Genomic DNA, 21,187 nt, shown 5'->3' with positions numbered 1-21,187 from the left:
GCCAGCATGACACGTAATACAAACCCCGCTTCGCCAACCAAGCCTCACAGCCCATCCCGCGCCTGGCGTGCGATCGCTGCGATGCTGTTCAGCGTACTGCTGGCACCGACCGCCGCATTCGCAGATGCCACCGCCCCCGCAGCTCCGGCTGCCACTGAGCAAAATGCTGCCGCCCCGGCGGCAGCTCCAGCTCCGGCGCCAGCCGCTACCGACCCGGCCCAGGCTGCGGGCGATGCCGCTCCCGCCAATGAAACCGGCGTCGTGCTGGAAGAAGACAACACCCTGGGCATGGCCCACGACCTTTCGCCATGGGGCATGTACCAGAATGCCGACGTGGTGGTGAAGGCCGTGATGATCGGCCTGGCCATTGCCTCGATCATCACCTGGACCATCTGGATTGCCAAAGGCTTCGAGCTGCTGGGCGCCAAGCGTCGTCTGCGTGCTGAGATCGTCCACCTGAAGAAAGCCACCACCCTCAAGGAAGCGAGCGAAACCGCGACCAAGAAGGGCACCCTGGCCAACACCTTGGTACACGACGCACTGGAAGAAATGCGCCTGTCGGCCAACACCCGCGAAAAAGAAGGTATCAAGGAGCGCGTGGCATTCCGCCTTGAGCGCCTGGTTGCCGCCTGCGGCCGTAACATGAGCAGCGGCACCGGCGTACTCGCCACCATCGGTTCCACTGCTCCGTTCGTCGGTCTGTTCGGCACCGTATGGGGCATCATGAACAGTTTCATCGGCATCGCCAAGACCCAGACCACCAACCTCGCCGTCGTTGCCCCCGGCATCGCCGAAGCCCTGCTGGCGACCGCTTTGGGCCTGGTTGCGGCGATTCCTGCGGTGGTGATCTACAACGTCTTCGCCCGTTCGATTGCCGGCTATAAGGCCCAGGTATCCGACGCGTCGGCAGAAGTCCTGCTGCTGGTCAGCCGTGACCTCGATCACCAGCCTACCGAGCGCAGCTCGCAACCGCACATGGTGAAAGTGGGGTAATCGGCCATGGGCCTGCATTTGAACCAAGGCGACGACGAGCTCGTCGAGAACCACGAAATCAACGTCACGCCGTTTATCGACGTGATGCTGGTGCTGCTGATCATCTTCATGGTGGCGGCACCGCTGGCCACTGTGGACATCAAGGTAGACCTGCCCGCATCCAGCGCCAAGCCGGCGCCGCGGCCGGAAAAACCGATCTTCCTCAGTGTCAAGGCAGACCAGCGCCTGTTCCTGGGCGAAGAAGAAGTCAAGGCTGAAAGCCTGGGCCCGGTGCTCGATGCCAAGACTCAGGGCAAGAAAGACACGACGATCTTCTTCCAGGCCGACAAAGGCGTGGACTACGGCGACCTGATGAGCGTGATGGATGCCCTGCGGGCAGCCGGCTACCTCAAGGTGGGCCTGGTCGGACTTGAGACGGCAGCCAAGAAATGATCACGACGCGCCACAAACTGACGCGTTATGGCACCAGCCTTGCCGTCGTGCTGGGCGTGCATGCCGTCGCGATCATCATCGCGCTCCAATGGTCCGCGCCGCAGGTAATCCAGCTGCCACCCGCCGCCATGGTCATCGACCTGGCGCCGATGCCAGCGCCGCCGCCTCCGGCACCGCCCAAGGTGGTGACGCCGCCGCAGCCGCCTGCCCCGGTGGAAGAGCTGCCCCTGCCGAAAATGGCCGAGGCGCCCAAGCCAACGATCCAGGTGCCCAAGCCGGTCAAGCCCAAGCCTAAACCGAAACCGCCCAAGCCGGTGGAGAAGAAGCCCGAGCCACCCAAGGAAAAACCTTCCGAGGAGCCACCGAGCGAAACTCCACCGACCAATACACCGGCGGAAAAATCGGCCCAGCCCGCGCCTGGCCCATCGGCACAGCAGATAGCGGCCCAGGCGTCCTGGCAAAGCACCCTGCTGGCGCACCTGCAGAAGTACAAGAAGTACCCACCTGCTGCACAACAGCGCGGCAAGGAAGGTATGAACCGCTTGCGCTTCGTGGTCGATGCCGAAGGCAACGTATTGTCCTACGAGTTGGAAGGCCGCTCCGGCAACGCCGATCTGGACCGTGCGACCCTGGAGATGATCCGCAAGGCCCAGCCGCTGCCCAAGCCACCGGCCGACCTGTTGAAAAACGGCAGCGTCGAACTCGTTGCGCCGTTCGTCTACAACATCGACAAGCGCCGCCGTTAAACACATCTACAAGCAATGCGGGAGGAAGTTTTACTCCCGCATTCGCCGTCGGCAAATCAGCAAAATTTCCGACATTCCCCACTCAATCCCCAGCAAACTTCTGATAACGTGCGTCTATCGATTGCAGCCGGTATGCTTGGCCTGCAACCTCATGGACGCCCGCTATGACCCTTACAGAATTACGCTACATCGTGACCCTCGCCCAGGAACAGCATTTCGGCCACGCGGCCGAGCGTTGCCATGTCAGTCAGCCGACGCTGTCGGTGGGCGTGAAAAAGCTTGAAGACGAACTCGGTGTGCTGATTTTCGAGCGCAGCAAGAGCGCCGTGCGCCTCACTCCGGTGGGCGAAGGCATCGTGGCCCAGGCGCAGAAGGTCCTGGAACAAGCGCAAAGCATTCGCGAACTGGCCCAGGCCGGTAAGAACCAGCTCACCGCACCGCTCAAGGTCGGCGCGATCTACACTGTCGGCCCGTACCTGTTCCCGCACTTGATCCCGCAACTGCACCGCGTCGCGCCGCAGATGCCGCTGTATATCGAAGAAAACTTCACCCACGTGCTGCGCGACAAACTGCGCAACGGCGAATTGGACGCGATCATCATCGCCCTGCCGTTCAATGAGGCGGACGTACTCACGCTACCGCTCTACGACGAGCCGTTCTACGTGCTGATGCCGGCCTCCCACCCGTGGACCAAGAAGGACACCATCGACGCCGCCCTGCTCAACGACAAGAGCCTGCTGCTGCTGGGCGAAGGCCACTGCTTCCGCGACCAGGTATTGGAAGCCTGCCCGACCCTGACCAAAGGCAACGACGGCGCCAAGCACACCACGGTGGAATCCAGCTCACTGGAAACCATTCGCCATATGGTCGCTTCCGGTCTGGGCATCTCGATCCTGCCGCTGTCAGCCGTAGACAGCCATCACTACGCCCAGGGCGTAATCGAAGTGCGCCCGCTCACACCTCCGGTGCCGTTCCGTACCGTAGCGATCGCCTGGCGCGCCAGCTTCCCGCGCCCCAAAGCGATTGAGATCCTCGCCGATTCGATCCGCCTGTGCTCGGTGGCCAAGCCGCCCGTTGCGAGCTAAGCAACCGTATGACTGAGCTGTCGCAGGTGCCGGTGACGGCACTCAAGGGTGTCGGTGAGGCCATGGCCGAGAAGCTGGCCAAGGTCGGCCTGGAAAACCTCCAGGACGTGCTGTTCCATTTGCCCCTGCGCTACCAGGATCGGACTCGCGTGGTGCCCATCGGCCACTTGCGCCCAGGGCAGGACGCGGTGATCGAAGGCACCGTCAGCGGCGCTGACGTGGTGATGGGCAAGCGCCGCAGCCTGGTGGTGCGCCTGCAGGATGGCACCGGCGGCTTGAGCCTGCGCTTCTACCATTTCAGCAACGCGCAGAAAGAGGGCCTCAAGCGTGGTACCCGCGTGCGCTGCTACGGCGAGGCGCGCCCTGGCGCTTCGGGCCTGGAAATCTACCACCCGGAATACCGCGCCATTACTGGTGACGAGCCGCCACCGGTAGACACCACCCTCACGCCAATCTACCCGCTGACCGAGGGCCTGACCCAGCAACGCTTGCGCCAATTGTGCATGCAGACGCTGACCATGCTCGGCCCGCAAAGCCTGCCCGACTGGCTGCCCCTGGAGCTGGCTCGCGACTATCAGCTGGCGCCCCTGGCTGATGCGATCCGCTACCTGCATCACCCGCCCGCCGATGCCGACGTGGACGAACTCGCCCTCGGTCATCATTGGGCCCAGCATCGCCTGGCCTTCGAAGAGCTGCTGACCCACCAACTGTCCCAGCAGCGCCTGCGTGAAAGCATGCGTTCCCTGCGCGCCCCGGCAATGCCAAAGGCCACCCGGCTGCCGGCGCAATACCTGGCTAACCTCGGCTTTGCCCCGACCGGCGCACAGCAGCGCGTGGGCAATGAAATCGCCTACGACCTCAGCCAGCAAGAACCGATGCTGCGCCTGATCCAGGGCGATGTAGGCGCAGGCAAGACCGTGGTGGCTGCCCTCGCCGCCTTGCAAGCACTGGAGGCTGGTTATCAAGTGGCGCTGATGGCGCCCACTGAAATCCTTGCCGAACAACATTTCATCACCTTCAAGCGCTGGCTCGAACCCCTGGGCCTGGAAGTGGCGTGGCTGGCCGGCAAGCTCAAAGGCAAGAACCGCGCAAGCGCCCTGGAGCAGATCGCCGCGGGCGCCCCTATGGTGGTGGGCACCCATGCGTTGTTCCAGGACGAAGTGCAATTCAAGAACCTTGCCTTGGTCATCATCGACGAACAACACCGCTTCGGCGTGCAACAGCGCCTGGCCCTGCGCCAGAAAGGTGTGGGCGGACGCATGAACCCGCACCAGTTGATCATGACCGCCACCCCGATCCCACGCACCCTGGCCATGAGCGCCTACGCCGACCTCGACACCTCGATCCTCGACGAACTGCCGCCCGGGCGTACGCCGGTCAATACCGTGCTGGTCACCGACACCCGGCGCGTCGAAGTGATAGAACGCGTGCGCGGCGCCTGTGCCGAAGGCCGTCAGGCCTACTGGGTGTGCACCTTGATCGAAGAGTCCGAAGAGCTGACCTGCCAGGCCGCCGAGACCACCTATGAAGACCTCACCAGTGCGTTAGGCGAACTCAAGGTCGGGCTGATCCATGGGCGCATGAAACCTGCGGAGAAGGCCGCAGTGATGGCCGAGTTCAAGGCCGGCAACCTGCAATTGCTGGTGGCTACCACCGTGATCGAAGTGGGCGTGGACGTGCCCAACGCCAGCCTGATGATCATCGAAAACCCCGAGCGCCTGGGCCTGGCGCAACTGCACCAACTGCGCGGCCGGGTCGGCCGCGGCAGTGCTGCCAGCCATTGCGTGTTGCTGTATCACCCGCCGCTGTCGCAGATCGGTCGACAGCGCCTGGGGATCATGCGCGAAACCAACGACGGTTTTGTCATCGCCGAAAAAGACCTCGAACTGCGCGGTCCGGGTGAAATGCTCGGCACGCGCCAGACCGGCCTGCTGCAATTCAAGGTCGCCGACCTGATGCGCGACGCCGACCTGCTGCCTGCGGTGCGCGACGCGGCGCAAGCCCTGCTCGAACGCTGGCCCGATCACGTCAGCCCGTTGCTGGATCGCTGGCTGCGACACGGGCAGCAATACGGCCAAGTGTGACGCCGGACGCACTTATCCGACCAACACCTGTATCAAGCTGGTTATACTCCAATGAATGTAAGAAATTGGAACAGGCCATGTCAGAAGTTGCCCTCGCCACAGCCCCACTGACCGCCCCGCCGGTCATTCGGGCGCTGCTCGCCAAGCTCGCCATCCCCTACACGGAAGTCATCGAACAACCTGGCATGAACCCTGCGCAAAAGGTCCAGGCGGTGTTGCTTGAAGATGCGGTTGGCGCACTCATGGTGCTGTTCCCCCAAAGCCAGTTGCTCGACCTCAACCGCCTCGCCGAACTCACGGGTCGCCGCCTCACGGCCGTTGCCCCTGAGCGCGTCGAACGCATGCTCGGCAAGCATGCCCTGAGTCTGCTGCCGGGCCTGCCGGCACTCACCAGTTCACCGTGCCTGTATGAAGGCAGCCTGCTCAACGAGCCGAGCCTGCTGGTGCATTCGGGCGAAGCCGGACTGTTGCTGGAAATCCCCGGCGACGCGTTCAAGGGCATGCTGACCAAGGCCAGCGCCGCGCAGTTTGGCGAACCGCTGAGCAATATCCGCCCAAATCTCGACCGCCCCAATGATGACCGCGAGGAAATCACCCAGGCGATGCAGGCGTTCACCGCCCGCCGTATCCAGCAACGTCTTGAGGCGACCATCGAGATTCCACCGCTGGCCGACACGGCGCAAAAGATCATCAAGCTGCGCGTCGACCCCAACGCCACCATCGATGACATCACCGGCGTGGTGGAAACCGACCCGGCCCTCGCCGCCCAGGTGGTGAGTTGGGCCGCGTCGCCCTACTACGCATCGCCGGGCAAGATCCGTTCAGTCGAAGATGCCATCGTGCGCGTACTGGGCTTCGATCTAGTGATCAACCTGGCGCTCGGCCTGGCCCTGGGCAAAACCCTGAGCCTGCCCAAGGACCGCCCGCATCAGTCCACGCCGTACTGGCACCAATCGATCTACACCGCTGCCGTGATCGAAGGCCTGACCCGTGCCATGCCCCGCGCCCAGCGCCCGGAAGCCGGCCTGACCTACCTGGCGGGCCTGCTGCACAACTTCGGCTACCTGCTGCTGGCCCACGTGTTCCCACCGCACTTTTCGCTGATCTGCCGACACCTGGAGGTCAACCCGCACCTGTGCCACAGCTATGTCGAACAGCACTTGCTGGGTATCACCCGCGAGCAGATCGGTGCCTGGCTGATGCGCTATTGGGACATGCCGGACGAACTGTCCACCGCCCTGCGCTTTCAGCACGATCCGACCTATGACGGGCAATACGCTGAGTATCCGAACCTGGTGTGTTTGGCCGTACGCTTGTTGCGTAGCCGGGGGATTGGCTCGGGGCCGGACGAGGCGATTCCCGACGCACTGCTTGAGCGGCTGGGGTTGAGCCGTGAGAAGGCTGAGGAAGTGGTCGGCAAGGTGCTGGATGCCGAGGTGTTGTTGCGCGAACTGGCTTCCCAGTTCAGCCAGGGCTGAATGTGTAGCCCCTCAGGTCGCTATCGGGAGCAAGCCCCCTCCCACATTTGACCGAGTTCCAACTTTGGAATGCAGACAAATGTGGGAGGGGGCTTGCTCCCGATGAGTCCAACTCGGTTTTACTGAAAAACTTCAGCTCTTCTTTTTCTTCGGCTTCAAATACTTGGTCAACCCCTGGAACCAGATCACCAGCGCGGGGTTGCCCTTGATCTGGATCGACTTGTCCTGAATCCCCGTCATGAACGCCAGTTGCTTGTTCTTCGCCTGCATCGTGGCAAACCCGTAGGCGGCATCCTTGAAGGCAATCGCAAAGGCAGGCTCAGGGTGAACACCTGAACGGCTGGTGATGCGCTGGTTTTTGACAATGAAGTGACGGGCAACCTTGCCGTCGAGGGTCTGCAGCTGGAAGGCCAGGTCTTTGTCACCCAGTTGCTGCTGGAAGGCGGGGTTGGTGCGGCTGGCTTTGCCCATCATCAGGCCAAGCACCCACAAGAGAAGACGAAATTTCATGCACACGGCCTCGGTGTATTTATTGGAGTGGCCGCAGCAGTGTAACGATTTGAAAAAACGAACGCCACCGATCTCGCGCTTTAGACGCAGATCGGCGGACGTTTAACGCTTATAGCAACAAGTGCTTAGACGTTAGGGCAAGGCACCGGCGCCCAGTCGACCAGGTTCGGGTTGGTGCAGTTGAGCTTGAGCTGCGAATCACCTGCATTGGCAACCTGCTTGCTTTCAGCCTGCTTGGCCTGGGCTGTCTGGAAGGTTTTCTCGGTGGTGACCGCTTCTTTCGGCACGGTTGGCAGCACCGGCTTTTTCGGTGGCTTGGTGCCGCCTTTCTTCTTCGTCGACGTCACAACGGGGGCTGCATCGGCCTGGGCCACGGTGACCACGTCGGCACGCTGTACGCCGACTTGTTGCAGGTCTTTTTCGTAGGCCTGGGTGTAGTTGTTCAGGTCTTCGCTGGCTTTGCCGTTGACCGCAACGATCAGGTCATTGGATTCCTTCAGGCCCGCAACGATTTCCGCCAGGCGCTTGCGGCCTTCGGTGTCGTTGACGGTCTTGGCCTTGCGGTCGGCCACCAGCTTGGTGAACGCGCTCTGGTAGCACTGTTGCGAGGCCTTGGCGTAGGCGGTGCTGCGGTCGATGTCGGAGACGCTTTTGTTCACATCAGCGGCATAGGAGGCAATGCGCTGGTTGTCATCGGCGATCTGCTTTTGACGCTCGGTGTAGTAGCCCGCCGCGCCGCCAGCCAGGGCGCCGCCCGCAGCGCCGATGGCGGCGTTACGGCCACGCTTTTCCTTGTCGCCGGTCAAGGCGCCCAGCAAGGCACCGCCGGCCGCGCCGATGGCGGCACCGGTTACCACCGACTTGGTCATGTTCGAATCGGTAGCGCGCAGGTGCTGCACCGGCTCGTAGCAGTTGGGGTAGTACTCGACCTTGGTGCTCGACGCGACCTTGGACGCAGGCGACGTAGCGCAACCAGTCAACACGGTGCTGAAACCGGCTGCGATCAGCAGCAGGTGACGCTTGGAAACCGCCTTACGGGAAAAAAGCATAGGTGTGATCTCTATTAAGTTTGACTTGCCCAGCACGGCCCACCGCCGCCTGAGTCCCTTCCAAGCTCGCTAGACAGCCAACGATCAAGACCGCTGACCGCTCGCTGCGAGCAATTCCTTCAAGATCGTTGCCGGGTCGGCCCGCTGTTGCTTGCGGTAGTTGCCGACATGGCGAACGAACAGTGTCGCGCGCGTCACCAGACTCTTGCCGAGCACTGGCTTGCGATCCAACTCTTCCTTGATTCGTTGAAACTGCGCCTGGATCACCGCATCGGTATAGCGCGTGCCGGTGGCCAGGTTGTCGATATAGATAGCCACCGCGCCGTCGAGAGCGCTGCGTCCATTGGTAATGGCCGTGGCGAACAGCTGCGCACTGGCCTCGTCCTTGCTGTCCACAGCCTGCTGGCGACTCTTCTGCAGGTTGGCCAGGCGGATGTTGTAATTGCTGATGGTCTCGGCCACCAACGCCGCCGACTGGATCAGGTTGCCCGCCGCTTCTTCACGTTGCTGGGCGATCAGCGAAACGTTGCGCTTGAGTTCTTCGTTGACCAGGCCCAGTTCGGCTTGCAGCTTGGGGTCGACGCTGGCGGCGATGATGCTGTCCAGGCGCTTGGTCGGGTCCTGGGTATCGTCGATGGCGTCGGTCAGTGACGCCAAACGACCTTCCTTCTGCCATTGGGCAAACAATTCCTTGTAGCGCGAGCGCGGCGCCGACAACGCGCCGATCGCCACGCGAAAGCCGGTGGTCTCGTTGCTTTGTTCGGTGCCGTCGGCGGCGAACAACGGATACTCTCGGCGCATGCCGGTAAACAGCGTGCCCTCGCCTTCCAGGTAGTTGCCGCCCTTGACTACAAAGCCGCCATAGGTGCCCTGGCGCCGGCCGGCATGCACCAGCTGGAAGGATTCCTGGACCATTTCCGCAGCGTTGCCGATCACGTCGAACAGGCCGATGGGGTTGGGCAACTTGGTGCCGATGGGCATCAGTCGTGCTGCCTGACCAGTGCCGCCGGCCACCTGGTTGAACACTGCGTAGTCGGCCAAGGGGCCATCGCTTTCGCTGCCCTCTGCGCGGCGTGGGTACAGGCGCCCTTCCAGGTCCTGGCGGCTGACCGCCTGGGCACCGCGCGCGGCGTACTCCCATTCCACTTCGGTGGGCAGGCGTACAAAGCCCAGGCCGCCGTCTTCGGCCGACGAACCGCGCCCACTCACCGGCAGCAATTCACGGTGGTATTTCATCAGCCAGGCGCTGTACACCGCCGAAAACCGCTCGGCTTCAAAGCGCGACAGCTTCACCTTGGGTAAACGCCCGGCCATACCGGCAGGCGCGTCACAGGCCGGGGCCGGCTCGCCGCTGGCCAGGGACTGCGCCTGGGCCATCACCTGGGCGTACTGGCGCGCGGTCACTTCGTATTTGCCGATGAAATACAGCATGGGCTTGAGCGGGGTCTTGGCGTCGGTCTTCGGCATCAGCGGCGCAATGACTTTATTCCAGTCCTTGGGCAAGTCCTTGAGGGTGAACTGGCCATTGATGAAGTCGCGGCGATAGCCGGAAATAAACGACTGCTGATAACCGGCCTCGCCTTCGGCAAAGGGGTAGCCGAGGCTGATCTCGCGGTCATCCAGGGTGCCCTGGGCCAATACATAGGCGTAGCGGAACACCATGTTGCCGTCGCAGGGCAGCGGCAGGCTGACGTCATCGGGCAATGGCTTGGGGTTGTCGAGCTTGTCACTTGCCTCATCCGCCCAGGCCAGCGAGGCCAGGCTCAGCGCCACACAGGCGCCCAATAACTTATACATCTCTGATTCCCTCAGAAGCCTGGATACGCGCCACCCGCCAACCACCACTGGCAGCCGCCACGGCGCTGACGCCGAGCACAGCAGCCAGGGCCAGGCCGTAATGACGCGCCAACAGGTGGCTGGCGTATTCGCCCGGCACCTGCACAAAAAGCTTATTCAGCGCGGCCTCGGCCAGGCCATACAGCCCACCACTGAGCACGGCGGCAAAGCCCGCGCTGTACAGCGCCTGCAGCAGCACAAACAACAACAGCGCCCCGGTGGAAAACCCCAGCAGACGCAACACCGATAATTCCCGGCGCTTGCGCGCAACCGCCGCGAGGGTTGCGGCGAAGATCGCCGCAAATGCACCGGCCAAGGCCAACCCGGCGATGATCCAGAACACAATCGACAGGTTGCGGCTCAACGATTGCACCTGGGCGATGGTGTTCGCCTGGGTCGACACCAGCAGATTCTGCCCGGTGAAGAACACCCGCAACGGCTCTACATCCGCGAGGCTGCGCGCATACAAGCGAAACGCCGGATACACTCGCTGCTCGCTCAACCCCACCGCATCACCCGCCCAGCCCAACGCCGCTACTGCACGGCCATCGCGGTAATCTTCCGCCGCTTCCAACAGGCCTAGGCCTGCAAACAAACCGTCACGGGCGAACGCTTCCAGCGGCAACACGGCCAATACCTGCAACCGCGTGTGCTGGGCTTGGACCTGCCCGACCACCTGCCGCGCAAAACTGGTTTCCAACCAGTCGCCAGGCCTGGCCGCGAGCTTTTCAGCAGCGGTATGGCTCAGCACGATCTGGTCGAGGCCGTGGGGTATCGGCAAGCCGGCCAACAACGGATCACCCGGGGCGGTCGGCAGCATTTCCAGGGTCAGCGTGCCCACCTGGGCGGTTGCTGCGATCTGCCGGGTACGTGGCAGGGCAAACGCCACATCGCTGCGCTGCCCCAGCTGCTCGATAAACGCCGCGCTGAATCGTCCACCCCCCAACGGGATGATTTCACGGGTGGCGGGGTCAGTCTCCAAGCGTTCGGTCAAACTGCTGACCAGTCCAAATTTCAGGCCGAATAACACCAGCAACGGCGCGATAACCGCCACCAGCGCCAGCACCGAACAGGCCGACAGCCAGCGATCGTTGCGGTAGTCCTGCCAGGCGAGCGATGTGATCAGGCCGATGCGCATCAGCACACCTCCCCGAGGGTCGCGGTAACGCCGCCGTCAGCATCGCGACGGCAACTGATACGCCGCACCTGCAAGCCACTGGCACGGGCCAGGGGTTCGTCGTGGGTGGCGATCACACAGGCCGTACGGTGTTCGCGGGCCTGGGCCAGCAACGCCTGCATCACACGCTCGGCGTTGAGCGGGTCGAGGGACGCAGTCGGCTCATCCGCCAGCACCAGTTGCGGTGCATGGGCCAAGGCCCGGGCACAGCTCACACGCTGGCGCTGGCCCACCGATAACGCGGCCGGGCGCTTACCCAACTGGTCGCTGATCTGCAACTGCTCGGCCAGGCGCGCCACGCGGCCGTCGTCTTTCAAACCCAGCAATTGCCGGGACAAGGCGATATTGCCGCGCACATCGAGAAACCCCAGCAAGCCACCGGTTTGCGGCACGTAGCCCAGATGCTGACTGCGCAATGCAGCCAGTTCGGATTGCCGGTCGGCACGCCACAGCGCGCCGATGTCCTGCTGGTTGAAGTCAAACTGCCCGGCCTGATCCGGCGCCAGGACCAGCGCCAGCAGGTCCAGCAAAGTGCTTTTGCCGCAACCGCTGGGCCCGACAATCGCCAGTTGTTCACCTGCGCCCAGGTGCAGCGCCGCAATCACCAGGCTATAGCGCTGGCTGCCGACACCCCGGCTCTTGTGCACCGCGTTCAGGCTCAGCATCACGGCAGCGTCGACAGCGGCACGCGGTACAACGCATCGCCCGGTTCGGCATCGCCGAAACGGACCCAGTTGGCCACGTCGTTATGGAAGGTTTCATACAGGCGGATCTTCGAATCCAGCTCGTCGATAAAGTCTTCCTGCTCGGCCACGCTCAACGACAACCACAAATCCTGGGTCATGTTCAGCGACTTGCTGCGATACGGCAGGCCCTCGAGGTATTCGCCGAGCAAACCGCCGTCGGCCAGGTTGCCGCCCTTGCGCAGGGCTTGCGGGTCGCGGCTCATATAGGCCGAAGCGCTGGCGATTTCCTGGAAAAAGTCCTTGGGTGAGCTTTGAGTCTTGCGCGCCGCATCCACGATCAACTTCAGCGACTGCTGCAGGTCGTTGAGTTGCAGCTTGGTCAGCATCACGCACACCTGGAACGCCGGCAGCGTCGGGTTGGTCAGGTCGCGGTCGGCGGTCCAGGCGCTGACCAGTTGCGGCGCCTGGCTGGCGGTTTTGCGCCCGAGGAAATCCATGTGCATGGCATAACCGACGGCTGCGGATTTGTCCGCCAGGCTTGGCGCCGAACTCAGCAGCGGCACCGGTTGTGGCGTGTTACTGCGCACCTGATGCACCAGGTTGGCAAACACCGTACCGATCTCATCCACACGCTCGCCCAGCTTGCGCACATCGCCACCCGGCACCGGCGTATAGAGGTCGCCGATCTGCGGGTTGGCGTCGGCGGTAAGGATGCGGTATTGGCTCTCGGCGCCGGCGTGGGTTTTCTTGCCGGCGTCGGTGCGCAGGTGCAGCGCATAGATCTTGATCTGCTTGCCCAGCGCCGCCTGGCGCACTTCGGCTTCGTTCATCTGGGTGGCGGCGAACGGGTCGTTCTTGCGCAGCGCACCCGCGTCGGTGACCAGCAGAATGATGCGGCCGCCGTAGCCCGACCAATCCATGCCGTCCACCGCCTGCATCACGCCGGCAAACGCGTCTTCGTTGAAAGAGTGGCTGGAGACAGTCGAAGCCTTGACCTGACGCGCCATGTCGAGGAAGCGTTGCGGGTCGCGGCCTTGGTCGAGGCTGATCAGGGTTTTGGCGACATATTCCAGGCCCGGGGTTTTCTTGATGCTGCTGCGGAAACCCACCAGGCCGAAGCTGACACTGTCCAGCTCGCCGCGTTCGGCAATGCGGGTTTGCAGTTCGTGAACCACATCGCGCACCTGATCGATATACGGCTGCATCGACACGGTGGTGTCCACCACCAGCACCACGGCGGTGCGGAAGGCGTCGGCGTTGGCGCTGATCACCGGCGTGGCCGGTTTGGCCTGCGCGCTGCTGCCCGGGTCGATGGAGGCGATATTGAGCAACTGCACCGGCTGGCCGTTCTCGTCGAAGCTCTCTTTGGAATCGAAGATTGGCAGCAGGTAGAACTGGTCCTGCGGCACCGCGCTGGCGGTGGGTTCCAGGGCCAGGACTTGCTGGTTGTCTTCAGGGTTGTTCTGGGCCTTGGCCAGCACGCTTTTCGCCGCGGCAGGATCGGCCAGCAGCTTTTCAACTTCGGCGGATTGACGCAGGAACATCACCGGCGCGCGACCCGAGCGCTCGGTGAACTTGAGCACCAGGCTTTGTTTCCAGTCGCTGACCTGGGAGGCCGGCAGCCATCCGTCGCTGCGGCCATCGGTGGCCGCGCCGACGCGCACCCACGAACTGCCATCGACGTCCTTGCGCTGGTACACGTAGAGCACCGAGAACGCTGGCAAGGCTTTGCCAGGCACACTGCCAGCGTCGGTGGAAAGCTTGGCGCCGGGCTTGCTGAGCACGCGCTGGAATAGAGTTTTCTTACCCGCCATCAGCAAGGGTCGCTGGCCACCGTCCACTTCAGCGGCGGCCACGGGTGGTGTCACTTTCGGCACGACGGCAGCCGGCGGCTGAGCCGGCTCATCGCTGCCACTCAACCACCAGTAACTGGCGCCCCCAATGGCCAGGGCCACCGCGACCGCCACGGCAGCCAATGCCAACACCGGCCCACGGCGCTGCTCGGACGGTGCGTTGTGCTGCGTCGGCGTCACCACCGGCTGGCGCACTATCGGCTGCGGCTGTGGTTTATCGGTCGGAATGTCGATGGTGACGGGCGTCATGCCCGCCAGGTCAAAACTTAATGGAATCGGCAGCGGCCGCACCAAGGTGGCTTCTGCCGAGTCCGCCGGCAGTTGCTCCAGTGCCTCCAGCAACGCCGCCGCATTCGGGAAGCGCTCCGCCGGGTCCTTGGCCAGCAACTTGCGCAGCACGCCCTGATAACGCCCGTGGTGCACCGGCAGCTCCGGCAACGGCTCGGTCAGGTGCGCCAGTGCGGTAGAGAGCGCATCGGTGCCGCTGTAGGGCAGCTTGCCGACGAGGATTTCGTATAACACCACGCCCAACGCATAGAGGTCGGCGCGACCATCGATCTCCTGGCCACGCGCCTGCTCCGGGCTCATGTAGCTCGGCGTGCCCACGGCAAACCCGGCCTGGGTGAATTGGGTGCGGTCGTCCAGTGACTTGGCGATGCCAAAGTCCGAGAGCACTGCGGTGCCGTCGGCGCGAAACAGGATGTTCGCCGGCTTGACGTCGCGGTGCACCAGGCCTTGGGCATGGGCATAACCCAGCGCCGAGGCAATCTGGCGGATCAGCGTCACGCCCTGCTCCGGCGTCAGGCCGGCGGCGATGCGCTCCTTGAGCGTGCCGTTGGGCAGGTATTCCATGGCCATGTAATACAGCTCACCGACGTTGCCGATGTCATGGATGGTCACCGTGTGCGGGTGCGACAAGCGCGCCAGGGTCTTGCCCTCGCGCAGGAAGCGTTCGCAGAACGTCGGGTCGGCCGCCAGCGCCGCCGCCATCACCTTCAACGCCACTTTGCGTTCCAGGGAGCGCTGGGTTGCCAGGTACACGCTGGCCATGGCGCCTTCGCCGATCTCGCCTTCGATGTCGTAACCCGGAATGACGATGTTCATGACGAGGCCTTCACGACAATGGCGGTGATGTTGTCCGGTGCGCCGCGATTGAGCCCCAGGTGCACCAGGCTGCGCACGATTTCATCCGGCGCGTCATGGCTGAGCACCTCGCGGATTTCATGGTCTTCGACGGTCTTGTTCAGTCCATCGCTGCACAACAGGTAGCTGTCGCCGGGGGCGATCAACAGGTCCACCGAGGCGACATCCAACTGGGCTTCCACGCCGACAGCGCGGGTGACGATATTGGAGCGTGGATGTGTGCGGGCGTCGGCTTCACTGAGCAAGCCGCTGTCTTGCAAATCCTGGACGTAGCTGTGGTCGCGGGAAATGCTTTCCAGCACACCGTCGCGCAGGCGATACAGGCGACTGTCGCCGGCCCACAGGCATACACCGCGCAAGCCGCGTGCAGCAAACACCACCACGGTGCTACCCATCATGGTCACACCACGGTTGGCGGTTTCTTCACGCACAGCGGTGTTGATGCGCAGCAAGTCGTTGCGCAGCGCCGCCGCGTATTCATCGAGGGAACGGCCAGCCGGTACGTTGCGCAGGCTGTCGACGATCAAGCTGCTGACATAGTCCCCCGCCGCATGCCCGCCCATGCCATCGGCCACCACCCACAGACGATTTTCCGGCAGGTCCAGACAGGCATCTTCATTGACTTGGCGAACCATGCCCACATGGCTTTTGCTCGCAGATTTGTACGTTGCCCCCATCTACACCACACCTTCTTTTCCGAGCAAAAACTGCGCAAAGTCGTTGGCGGCAGGTAAGCCCTGGCACCGTAATAAACCTGGGGAAATATGCTGCGAACCCCGGCCCCACCACAGGCTCGCGCCCTCGCACGCCTGTTCGGCCAGTGCGGTCATGCGCTGATGGGGCTCGCTGGCTGCCACCCGTTGCAGGCTGGCGAAACGGCTGTCCACTGCACGCGGCTCAGTCGCCGGCACGCCCAGGGTATCGAGGCCAGCGTTGAAGCTTTCGAAGGTGGCGCCGCTGTCCAAGGTACCGAGCAATAGCGCTTCGGCCTGCTCGAACCAAGTGTCAGGGCCGCCCACCAGGGACGCGGGGTTGGTGTCGTGATCCAGCAAGGTAACCACCGCCAACGGAAAATACCGCCCGACCCGATCAATGCTCGGCATCACCACGCCCGCCGCCGCGTCGGGTCCGCATACGCCCGGCGCCAGGACAAAACGCCACAACGGGCTGACCAGATACGCGTTGAGCCAGTCGCCACCCAGGCGGTTCTGGCTGGCGAGCAAACCCGCCGCCAGCCAGCTGTCCCAGGGGCCGATAAAACTCTGGGGCAAGGCGCGGCTGACAAAGTCCCCGCGGCTGGCCACCTTGCCGTAGAAACCCAGGGTCGTCATAGCCGCTCCGGCAGGCTGAAGCCGCTGAGCACCCGGCTCTTGAACGGGTTGAAGGCACTGTTGGCACGCAATTCGTAGGCGATGCTCGCGCCGTCGACGCGCAAGCGCAGGTTGAAGCGATCCGGCGAGTTGCCGGCGGTAAGATCCGATTGCTCCAGCAGGCGGAACCAGGCCCATGGGCCGTCCAGGGTGATGCCGGAGCGACCACTGGCCGACGGTGGCATGATGGAAATGCGCACCACGCCAATGCTGCCGGGGTTCGGCCATTGCATCGCCACCGGGCGGCTCGGGCCGTGGTCGTAGCTCAATTGCTGGCCGTCCAGATCGAGCAGGAACTGGGTGATGGTCGGGTCCATCGACACCGGCTTGAGCTCGAAACGCACGATCGGCTGGGTGCCCCCGGATCTAAAGAACGCATCACGGATAGTCGCCGCTCGCTGGAAGGTTTGCAGCACGCCCGGGGCAATCCCCAGCTTCTGCGCCGCGCCCGGCTGCCAGCGCCAGGTCTGTGCCGATGTATCCACATAGGGCTGCAGGTATTTGCGGAAGTAGTTATCCATCACCCCGCCCACGCCGAAGAACTGGCCGAAGTCATCCAGGGTGGCGTCCCGTGCACTGCCCGGCGACATCGGGTAACGCCCCGCCAACGACTGGCGATACACGTTGACCACCTCGCTGACCCAGGCCGCGTTCAACTGGTTGCGCACCCCGCCCATCATGCTGTTGGTGGTGGAATTGACCACCGACTTGACCATGCCCTGCACCAGCGGCGGCTGGCGCTCGGCATTCAGGCTGACCCGCGTGGCCGCAGCCGCTGCCTGGTTCTTGGCCTCGCCGAGCAGCGCATCGCCGCTGGCGCCGACCATGGCGCTGACTTGCACATACAGCGCATTCATATCCGAAAGCAGGCCGTCGATGGCGGCCGGCTCGCCTTCGTTTTTACTGACGGTGCTGTTGAGTTCGGCAAAGTGCGCGGTCACTGGATCATCCGCAACCACCGGGGCATTCGCCGTGGGTTGTTCCTGGCCGAGCAAACTGCCGAGGCGCTCCTTGAGTTTGTCGACGCCGCCCTCCACCGGCACACCTTTGGCGGCCAATTGACGTTCTTCGGTTTGCAGATCGGTTTCCTTGGCCACCGCCACCAACAGTTTTTTCAGTGGCGAGGTCGGCCCGGAAATCACCCGCAATACGTCGGCAGCCTGGGCCACGCTGGTGATCGGCACGAAGTCGATGTCGGCGAGCAGCGCATCCCACTGGCGCTGGTAGTCCTGGAAATACAGGCGGCGCACATCAGCGGCCAGGCTCACCACGTTCTGCTGATCGGCCTGTTCATGGCCCAACACCCACTGCTCCTCGGCCAGGGTGCCGGTCTGGTTCAGGCTGCTCAGCAGGAACGCCTGACGATAGCCCTTGGCGGTGAAGAACCCACTCAGCGGCTCACCCAAGGGTTTGCCGCTTTTGCGGCTGAACACCAGCGCGGCATCACGGCCAGCGGCTTCGTTGAGGCGAAAGTCCGGGATACCTTCCGGCAGTTTCTGGCGCTTGACCCGGTCATATACACGCTGCGCCACCGGCAGTTGCTGCAACTGGCGGCGCAGGTCATCAATAAGGCGCGGGTCCAGGCGCGCACTCGGCGGGTGCCGTTCGAACAGTGCCTGCAAGTGTCCGGCCAGGGCCTGGCGCTGGTCGGCCGGCAGGTCGCGGGGCAGGTTGCGGTCCCAGTCCAGGGCGATCCAGGCCTTGATAAAGTCCGGGTCGTAATGCTCGGTGTCGGCGAACATCAGGTAAGCCTTGAGGCCCTCATAGAGGAAGTCAGAGTTACCGCCGCCGTGCAGTTGCTCTTCGATACGCGTCACCAGGCGCGGCGCGAACACGGCGATCAACAACTTGCGATAGACGCTGGCGGACTCGGCTTCGAGCATATCGCCTTGATACAGACCCAGCCCTTCGGACCAGCTTGGCGAGTCCCCCGCCAGGTTCTTGACCGCATTGAGCAACGGCAGCACGGCAAGCACTTCCCGTTGTGCCGGGCTCAGGTTTTGTACCGTCTGCCCCAGGGGCGCGACCTTCTGGTCGACCTGGGTGATGTACGCCTGATTGGCGCGATAACTCACCCACCATAAGCTGCCGACCACTACGACCAAGGCGACGGTGGCGGCCAGTACGCCACGGGCGATCCACTTGCGGCGCCGTTCGACTTTCGGGTTCACCCCCACCAAGCCACGCTCGGCGAAGGCCACGGCGGTGAAGAGTTTTTCGATGAAGTAACTGCGCCCGGTGCCGCTCTGGCGCGCCAGGTGCTGGCGATCCAGGTTCATGCTCTGGGCCATGGCACCGATCAAGCGGTCAATCGGGCTGCCTTCCTGGGTGCCGCTGGTGAAATACACACCGCGCAGCAACACGCGCTCTTCAAAGGCGTTGGGTTTGAACACACCTTCGAGGAAGCTTTGCAGACAGTCCTTCAATGCGCCGAACTGCTGCGGGAAACCGTAGATCAGGTCGCGCCGCGCCGGGTCGCGTTCCTGTTGCAGGCGCTCGACCAAGCGTTCATTGAGGCGCCGCTCCAGCCCGGCAAATTCACTTTGCAGGTGCGCCAAGGGGCTGTCGCTATTCTTGCCGTCGTCCAGGGCAAAGGTCATGCCCCACACCTGGGCGCGCTCTTCCTTGCTCAGGTTGTCGAAGAACTCCATGAAGCCCGGCACCAGGTCGAGCTTGGTGAGCATCAGGTAGATCGGGAAACGCACGCCCAGCTGGGTGTACAGCTCCTGGATGCGCAGGCGTATTGCGGCGGCATGGGCAGCGCGCTCGGCGTCTGTACCCAACAGCAGATCCGACAGGCTGATGGCGATAAACGCACCGTCGATGGGCCGGCGCGAGCGCTGCTTTTTCAGCAGGTCGAGGAAGCCCAGCCACGCGGCTTTGTCCACCGTGGAGTTGCTGTCCTGGGTGGTGTAGCGGCCAGCGGTGTCGAGCAATACCGCTTGATCGGTAAACCACCAGTCGCAGTTGCGCGTGCCGCCGACGCCGCGCACCGCACCGGCACCCAATTGTGCCGCCAGCGGAAAATGCAGCCCGGAATTGACCAACGCGGTGGTCTTGCCCGAACCCGGCGGGCCGATGATCACGTACCATGGCAGCTCGTAGAGGTTGCGCCGCTCATCGCCACCAAGCTTGGCTTTTTTCAGCAGCATCAGGGCTTCGTCCATGCGCTGGCGCAGGGTCGACAATTCTTCGGCAGTGGCGACGCTGTTGGGGTCGGCTGGGGTTTCGGCGGCCAGGCTGCGCATCACTTCGGCGGCCTGGCGGCGGGCCTGGATGATGCGGAACACGCGGTAGGCGACCCACAGCGCAAATACCACGATGATCAGCGCCCAACGTCGACCCTCGGGCATCAGCACATCGAGCAACGGCCCGACAAACCAGATGATCAGGCTCAGGGCAATCAGGCCCAGCACGGGGATCACCCAGCGAATCATGAAACTGAAAAACGCCTTCACTCGACGCCCTCCGCCAATACGGTGATTTCAACCCGACGATTGCGGGCACGGCCTTCGGCAGTGCTGTTGGTCGCCAACGGCTCGGTGTCGCTACGGCCTTCGGCGCTGAAGCGATCACCCTGGCCGGTCTTGGCCGCGAGGATCTCCAGCACCGACTTGGCCCGGGCTTCGGACAGCGCCCAGTTCGACGGAAAGCGCAACGTGGCAATCGGGCGGTTATCGCTGTGGCCGGTGACGCGCACCTGGCCCTTGACCTTGCGAATGGCGTCAGCGATACGCAGCATCAGCGGCTGGTAGGCATCGACGATGCTGGAGCTGGCGGACGCGAACAGCTCATCGCCACGAATGGTCACCACCGAGCGGTCCACCTTGTCTTCCACGGCCACGCGACCTGCCTTGATGTCTTCGGCCAGGAAGCCGGCCAGGCGCGGCCGCTCGATGACTTTCGGTTGCGCCACCGGACGGTCGATGGCCTGCACCGGGATCTCACCCAGGGCATGGATATTCTTGAATACCGGCTCGGCATCCGAGGCCAGCTTCATGCGCAGGCCGAACAGCAACACCAGCAATAGCGCCAGGCCAATCGCCACGGCGATCCACGGCGGCATGAATTGCGCCAGGCGGTCACGGGCCACGGTCACGCCGCGCCAGTGCGGCGACAGCTCACGCTCGTGTTCGCCACGGGCACTGCGAATCGCGGCGGCGGTGCGCTCGCGCAAGGCTTCCAATTGGCTGCGCCCATCGGTCATCACGCGGTAGCGGCCTTCGAAACCCAGGCACATGCACAGGTACAGCAGCTCCAGCAGGTACAGGCGTTCCCGTGGGCTTTGCAGGCAGTGGTCGAGCAGCTGGAAGACCTTTTCACCGCCCCAGGCTTCGTTGTGCACGGTGATCAGCAGGCTTTGTTTACCCCAATCGCTGGTGCTGCCCCACGGTGTACTCAGTACCGCTTCGTCCAATGCAGTGCACAGCGCGTAACGGGCCAGCAGCACTTCATTGCGCGCTACGCCGGCGGCTTCGGCGCGCTCTTCGAACTGGCGCAGGTAGGCCAGCAGCTGCGCACGCAGGCTGGCTGGCGCCGGGTGAGCGATGGTGTTGCGCAGCCGCGTCAGCAGTGCCAACAGCGGGCCGGCGGCGCTTTCCAGCGGGTTCAGGCCTTGGCTTTTGCCGGTAAGAATCGGCGCGGCCGGCATCGACAAAGGTGCCGGCTCTGCACGTGCAGGTTCTGGCGCACGGCCTCCCGGGCGCGGCATGAACTGGGTGCGGTCATCATCATTGGGATGCATC

Annotated in this window: 16 protein-coding genes; 6 read left to right on the top strand and 10 right to left on the bottom strand. The window is 63.5% G+C overall.

What is annotated here, in order from left to right; translation table 11 throughout:
- The first annotated feature begins 6 nt into the window (after positions 1-6).
- From exbB to KVH01_RS05715, 6 genes are all read left to right on the top strand, one after another.
- Positions 7-993, top strand: coding sequence for a tonB-system energizer ExbB (exbB, locus tag KVH01_RS05740; protein ID WP_217880742.1), 987 nt, complete (start codon positions 7-9; stop codon positions 991-993).
- Between the two features lie 6 nt (positions 994-999).
- The gene (gene exbD, locus KVH01_RS05735) at positions 1,000-1,425 is read left to right on the top strand and encodes a TonB system transport protein ExbD (RefSeq protein ID WP_043048077.1); all 426 of its coding nucleotides are present in this window, start codon (positions 1,000-1,002) and stop codon (positions 1,423-1,425) included.
- Positions 1,422-2,171, top strand: a complete 750-nt coding sequence (locus KVH01_RS05730; RefSeq protein ID WP_043048079.1) for an energy transducer TonB family protein — start codon at positions 1,422-1,424, stop codon at positions 2,169-2,171. Before exbD ends, KVH01_RS05730 begins: the two co-directional genes overlap by 4 nt.
- Before the next feature lie 164 nt (positions 2,172-2,335).
- On the top strand, positions 2,336-3,256 hold the full coding sequence (locus KVH01_RS05725) for a hydrogen peroxide-inducible genes activator (protein ID WP_043048080.1): 921 nt from the start codon (positions 2,336-2,338) through the stop codon (positions 3,254-3,256).
- A gap of 8 nt (positions 3,257-3,264) precedes the next feature.
- On the top strand, positions 3,265-5,340 hold the full coding sequence (recG, locus tag KVH01_RS05720) for an ATP-dependent DNA helicase RecG (RefSeq protein WP_217880741.1): 2,076 nt from the start codon (positions 3,265-3,267) through the stop codon (positions 5,338-5,340).
- Between the two features lie 77 nt (positions 5,341-5,417).
- Positions 5,418-6,818, top strand: a complete 1,401-nt coding sequence (locus tag KVH01_RS05715) for an aminoacyl-tRNA deacylase and HDOD domain-containing protein (protein WP_217880740.1) — start codon at positions 5,418-5,420, stop codon at positions 6,816-6,818.
- 132 nt (positions 6,819-6,950) lie between these two features.
- Here the strand turns inward: KVH01_RS05715 and KVH01_RS05710 are convergent, their stop codons facing one another.
- The 10 genes from KVH01_RS05710 to KVH01_RS05665 all read right to left on the bottom strand — a co-directional run bounded on the left by KVH01_RS05710 (position 6,951) and on the right by KVH01_RS05665 (position 21,186).
- The gene (locus tag KVH01_RS05710) at positions 6,951-7,328 is read right to left on the bottom strand and encodes a hypothetical protein (RefSeq protein WP_043048085.1); all 378 of its coding nucleotides are present in this window, start codon (positions 7,326-7,328) and stop codon (positions 6,951-6,953) included.
- Between the two features lie 125 nt (positions 7,329-7,453).
- Complete coding sequence (gene tagQ / locus KVH01_RS05705; protein WP_124379954.1) at positions 7,454-8,377, bottom strand: type VI secretion system-associated lipoprotein TagQ; 924 nt, start codon at positions 8,375-8,377, stop codon at positions 7,454-7,456.
- An 84-nt stretch (positions 8,378-8,461) separates the two neighbouring features.
- Complete coding sequence (locus KVH01_RS05700; protein ID WP_217880739.1) at positions 8,462-10,174, bottom strand: formylglycine-generating enzyme family protein; 1,713 nt, start codon at positions 10,172-10,174, stop codon at positions 8,462-8,464.
- Positions 10,167-11,351, bottom strand: coding sequence for an FtsX-like permease family protein (locus KVH01_RS05695; RefSeq protein ID WP_217880738.1), 1,185 nt, complete (start codon positions 11,349-11,351; stop codon positions 10,167-10,169). Before KVH01_RS05695 ends, KVH01_RS05700 begins: the two co-directional genes overlap by 8 nt.
- Positions 11,351-12,055 (bottom strand): ABC transporter ATP-binding protein, encoded by a 705-nt coding sequence (locus KVH01_RS05690; protein ID WP_217880737.1) that lies wholly within the window; start codon positions 12,053-12,055, stop codon positions 11,351-11,353. Before KVH01_RS05690 ends, KVH01_RS05695 begins: the two co-directional genes overlap by 1 nt.
- Positions 12,055-15,033, bottom strand: a complete 2,979-nt coding sequence (locus KVH01_RS05685) for a serine/threonine-protein kinase (RefSeq protein WP_217880736.1) — start codon at positions 15,031-15,033, stop codon at positions 12,055-12,057. The genes KVH01_RS05690 and KVH01_RS05685 overlap by 1 nt, the downstream gene beginning before the upstream one ends.
- Entirely contained in the window at positions 15,030-15,749 is a 720-nt protein-coding gene (locus KVH01_RS05680; protein WP_043048092.1) for a PP2C family protein-serine/threonine phosphatase, read from the bottom strand. Before KVH01_RS05680 ends, KVH01_RS05685 begins: the two co-directional genes overlap by 4 nt.
- Positions 15,750-16,403, bottom strand: a complete 654-nt coding sequence (tagF, locus tag KVH01_RS05675) for a type VI secretion system-associated protein TagF (protein ID WP_217880735.1) — start codon at positions 16,401-16,403, stop codon at positions 15,750-15,752.
- Complete coding sequence (gene tssM / locus KVH01_RS05670) at positions 16,400-19,900, bottom strand: type VI secretion system membrane subunit TssM (RefSeq protein WP_217880734.1); 3,501 nt, start codon at positions 19,898-19,900, stop codon at positions 16,400-16,402. Before tssM ends, tagF begins: the two co-directional genes overlap by 4 nt.
- A complete protein-coding gene (locus tag KVH01_RS05665) occupies positions 19,897-21,186 on the bottom strand; it encodes a DotU family type VI secretion system protein (RefSeq protein ID WP_217880733.1) in 1,290 nt (429 codons plus the stop codon). The genes tssM and KVH01_RS05665 overlap by 4 nt, the downstream gene beginning before the upstream one ends.
- Position 21,187: the final 1 nt, after the last annotated feature.

Origin of the sequence: Pseudomonas khavaziana, assembly GCF_019145205.1 — a bacterium.
GTDB lineage: Bacteria > Pseudomonadota > Gammaproteobacteria > Pseudomonadales > Pseudomonadaceae > Aquipseudomonas > Aquipseudomonas khavaziana.
Note: the sequence above shows the minus strand (reverse complement) of the source record. Positions and strands in the feature narration are given on the sequence as shown.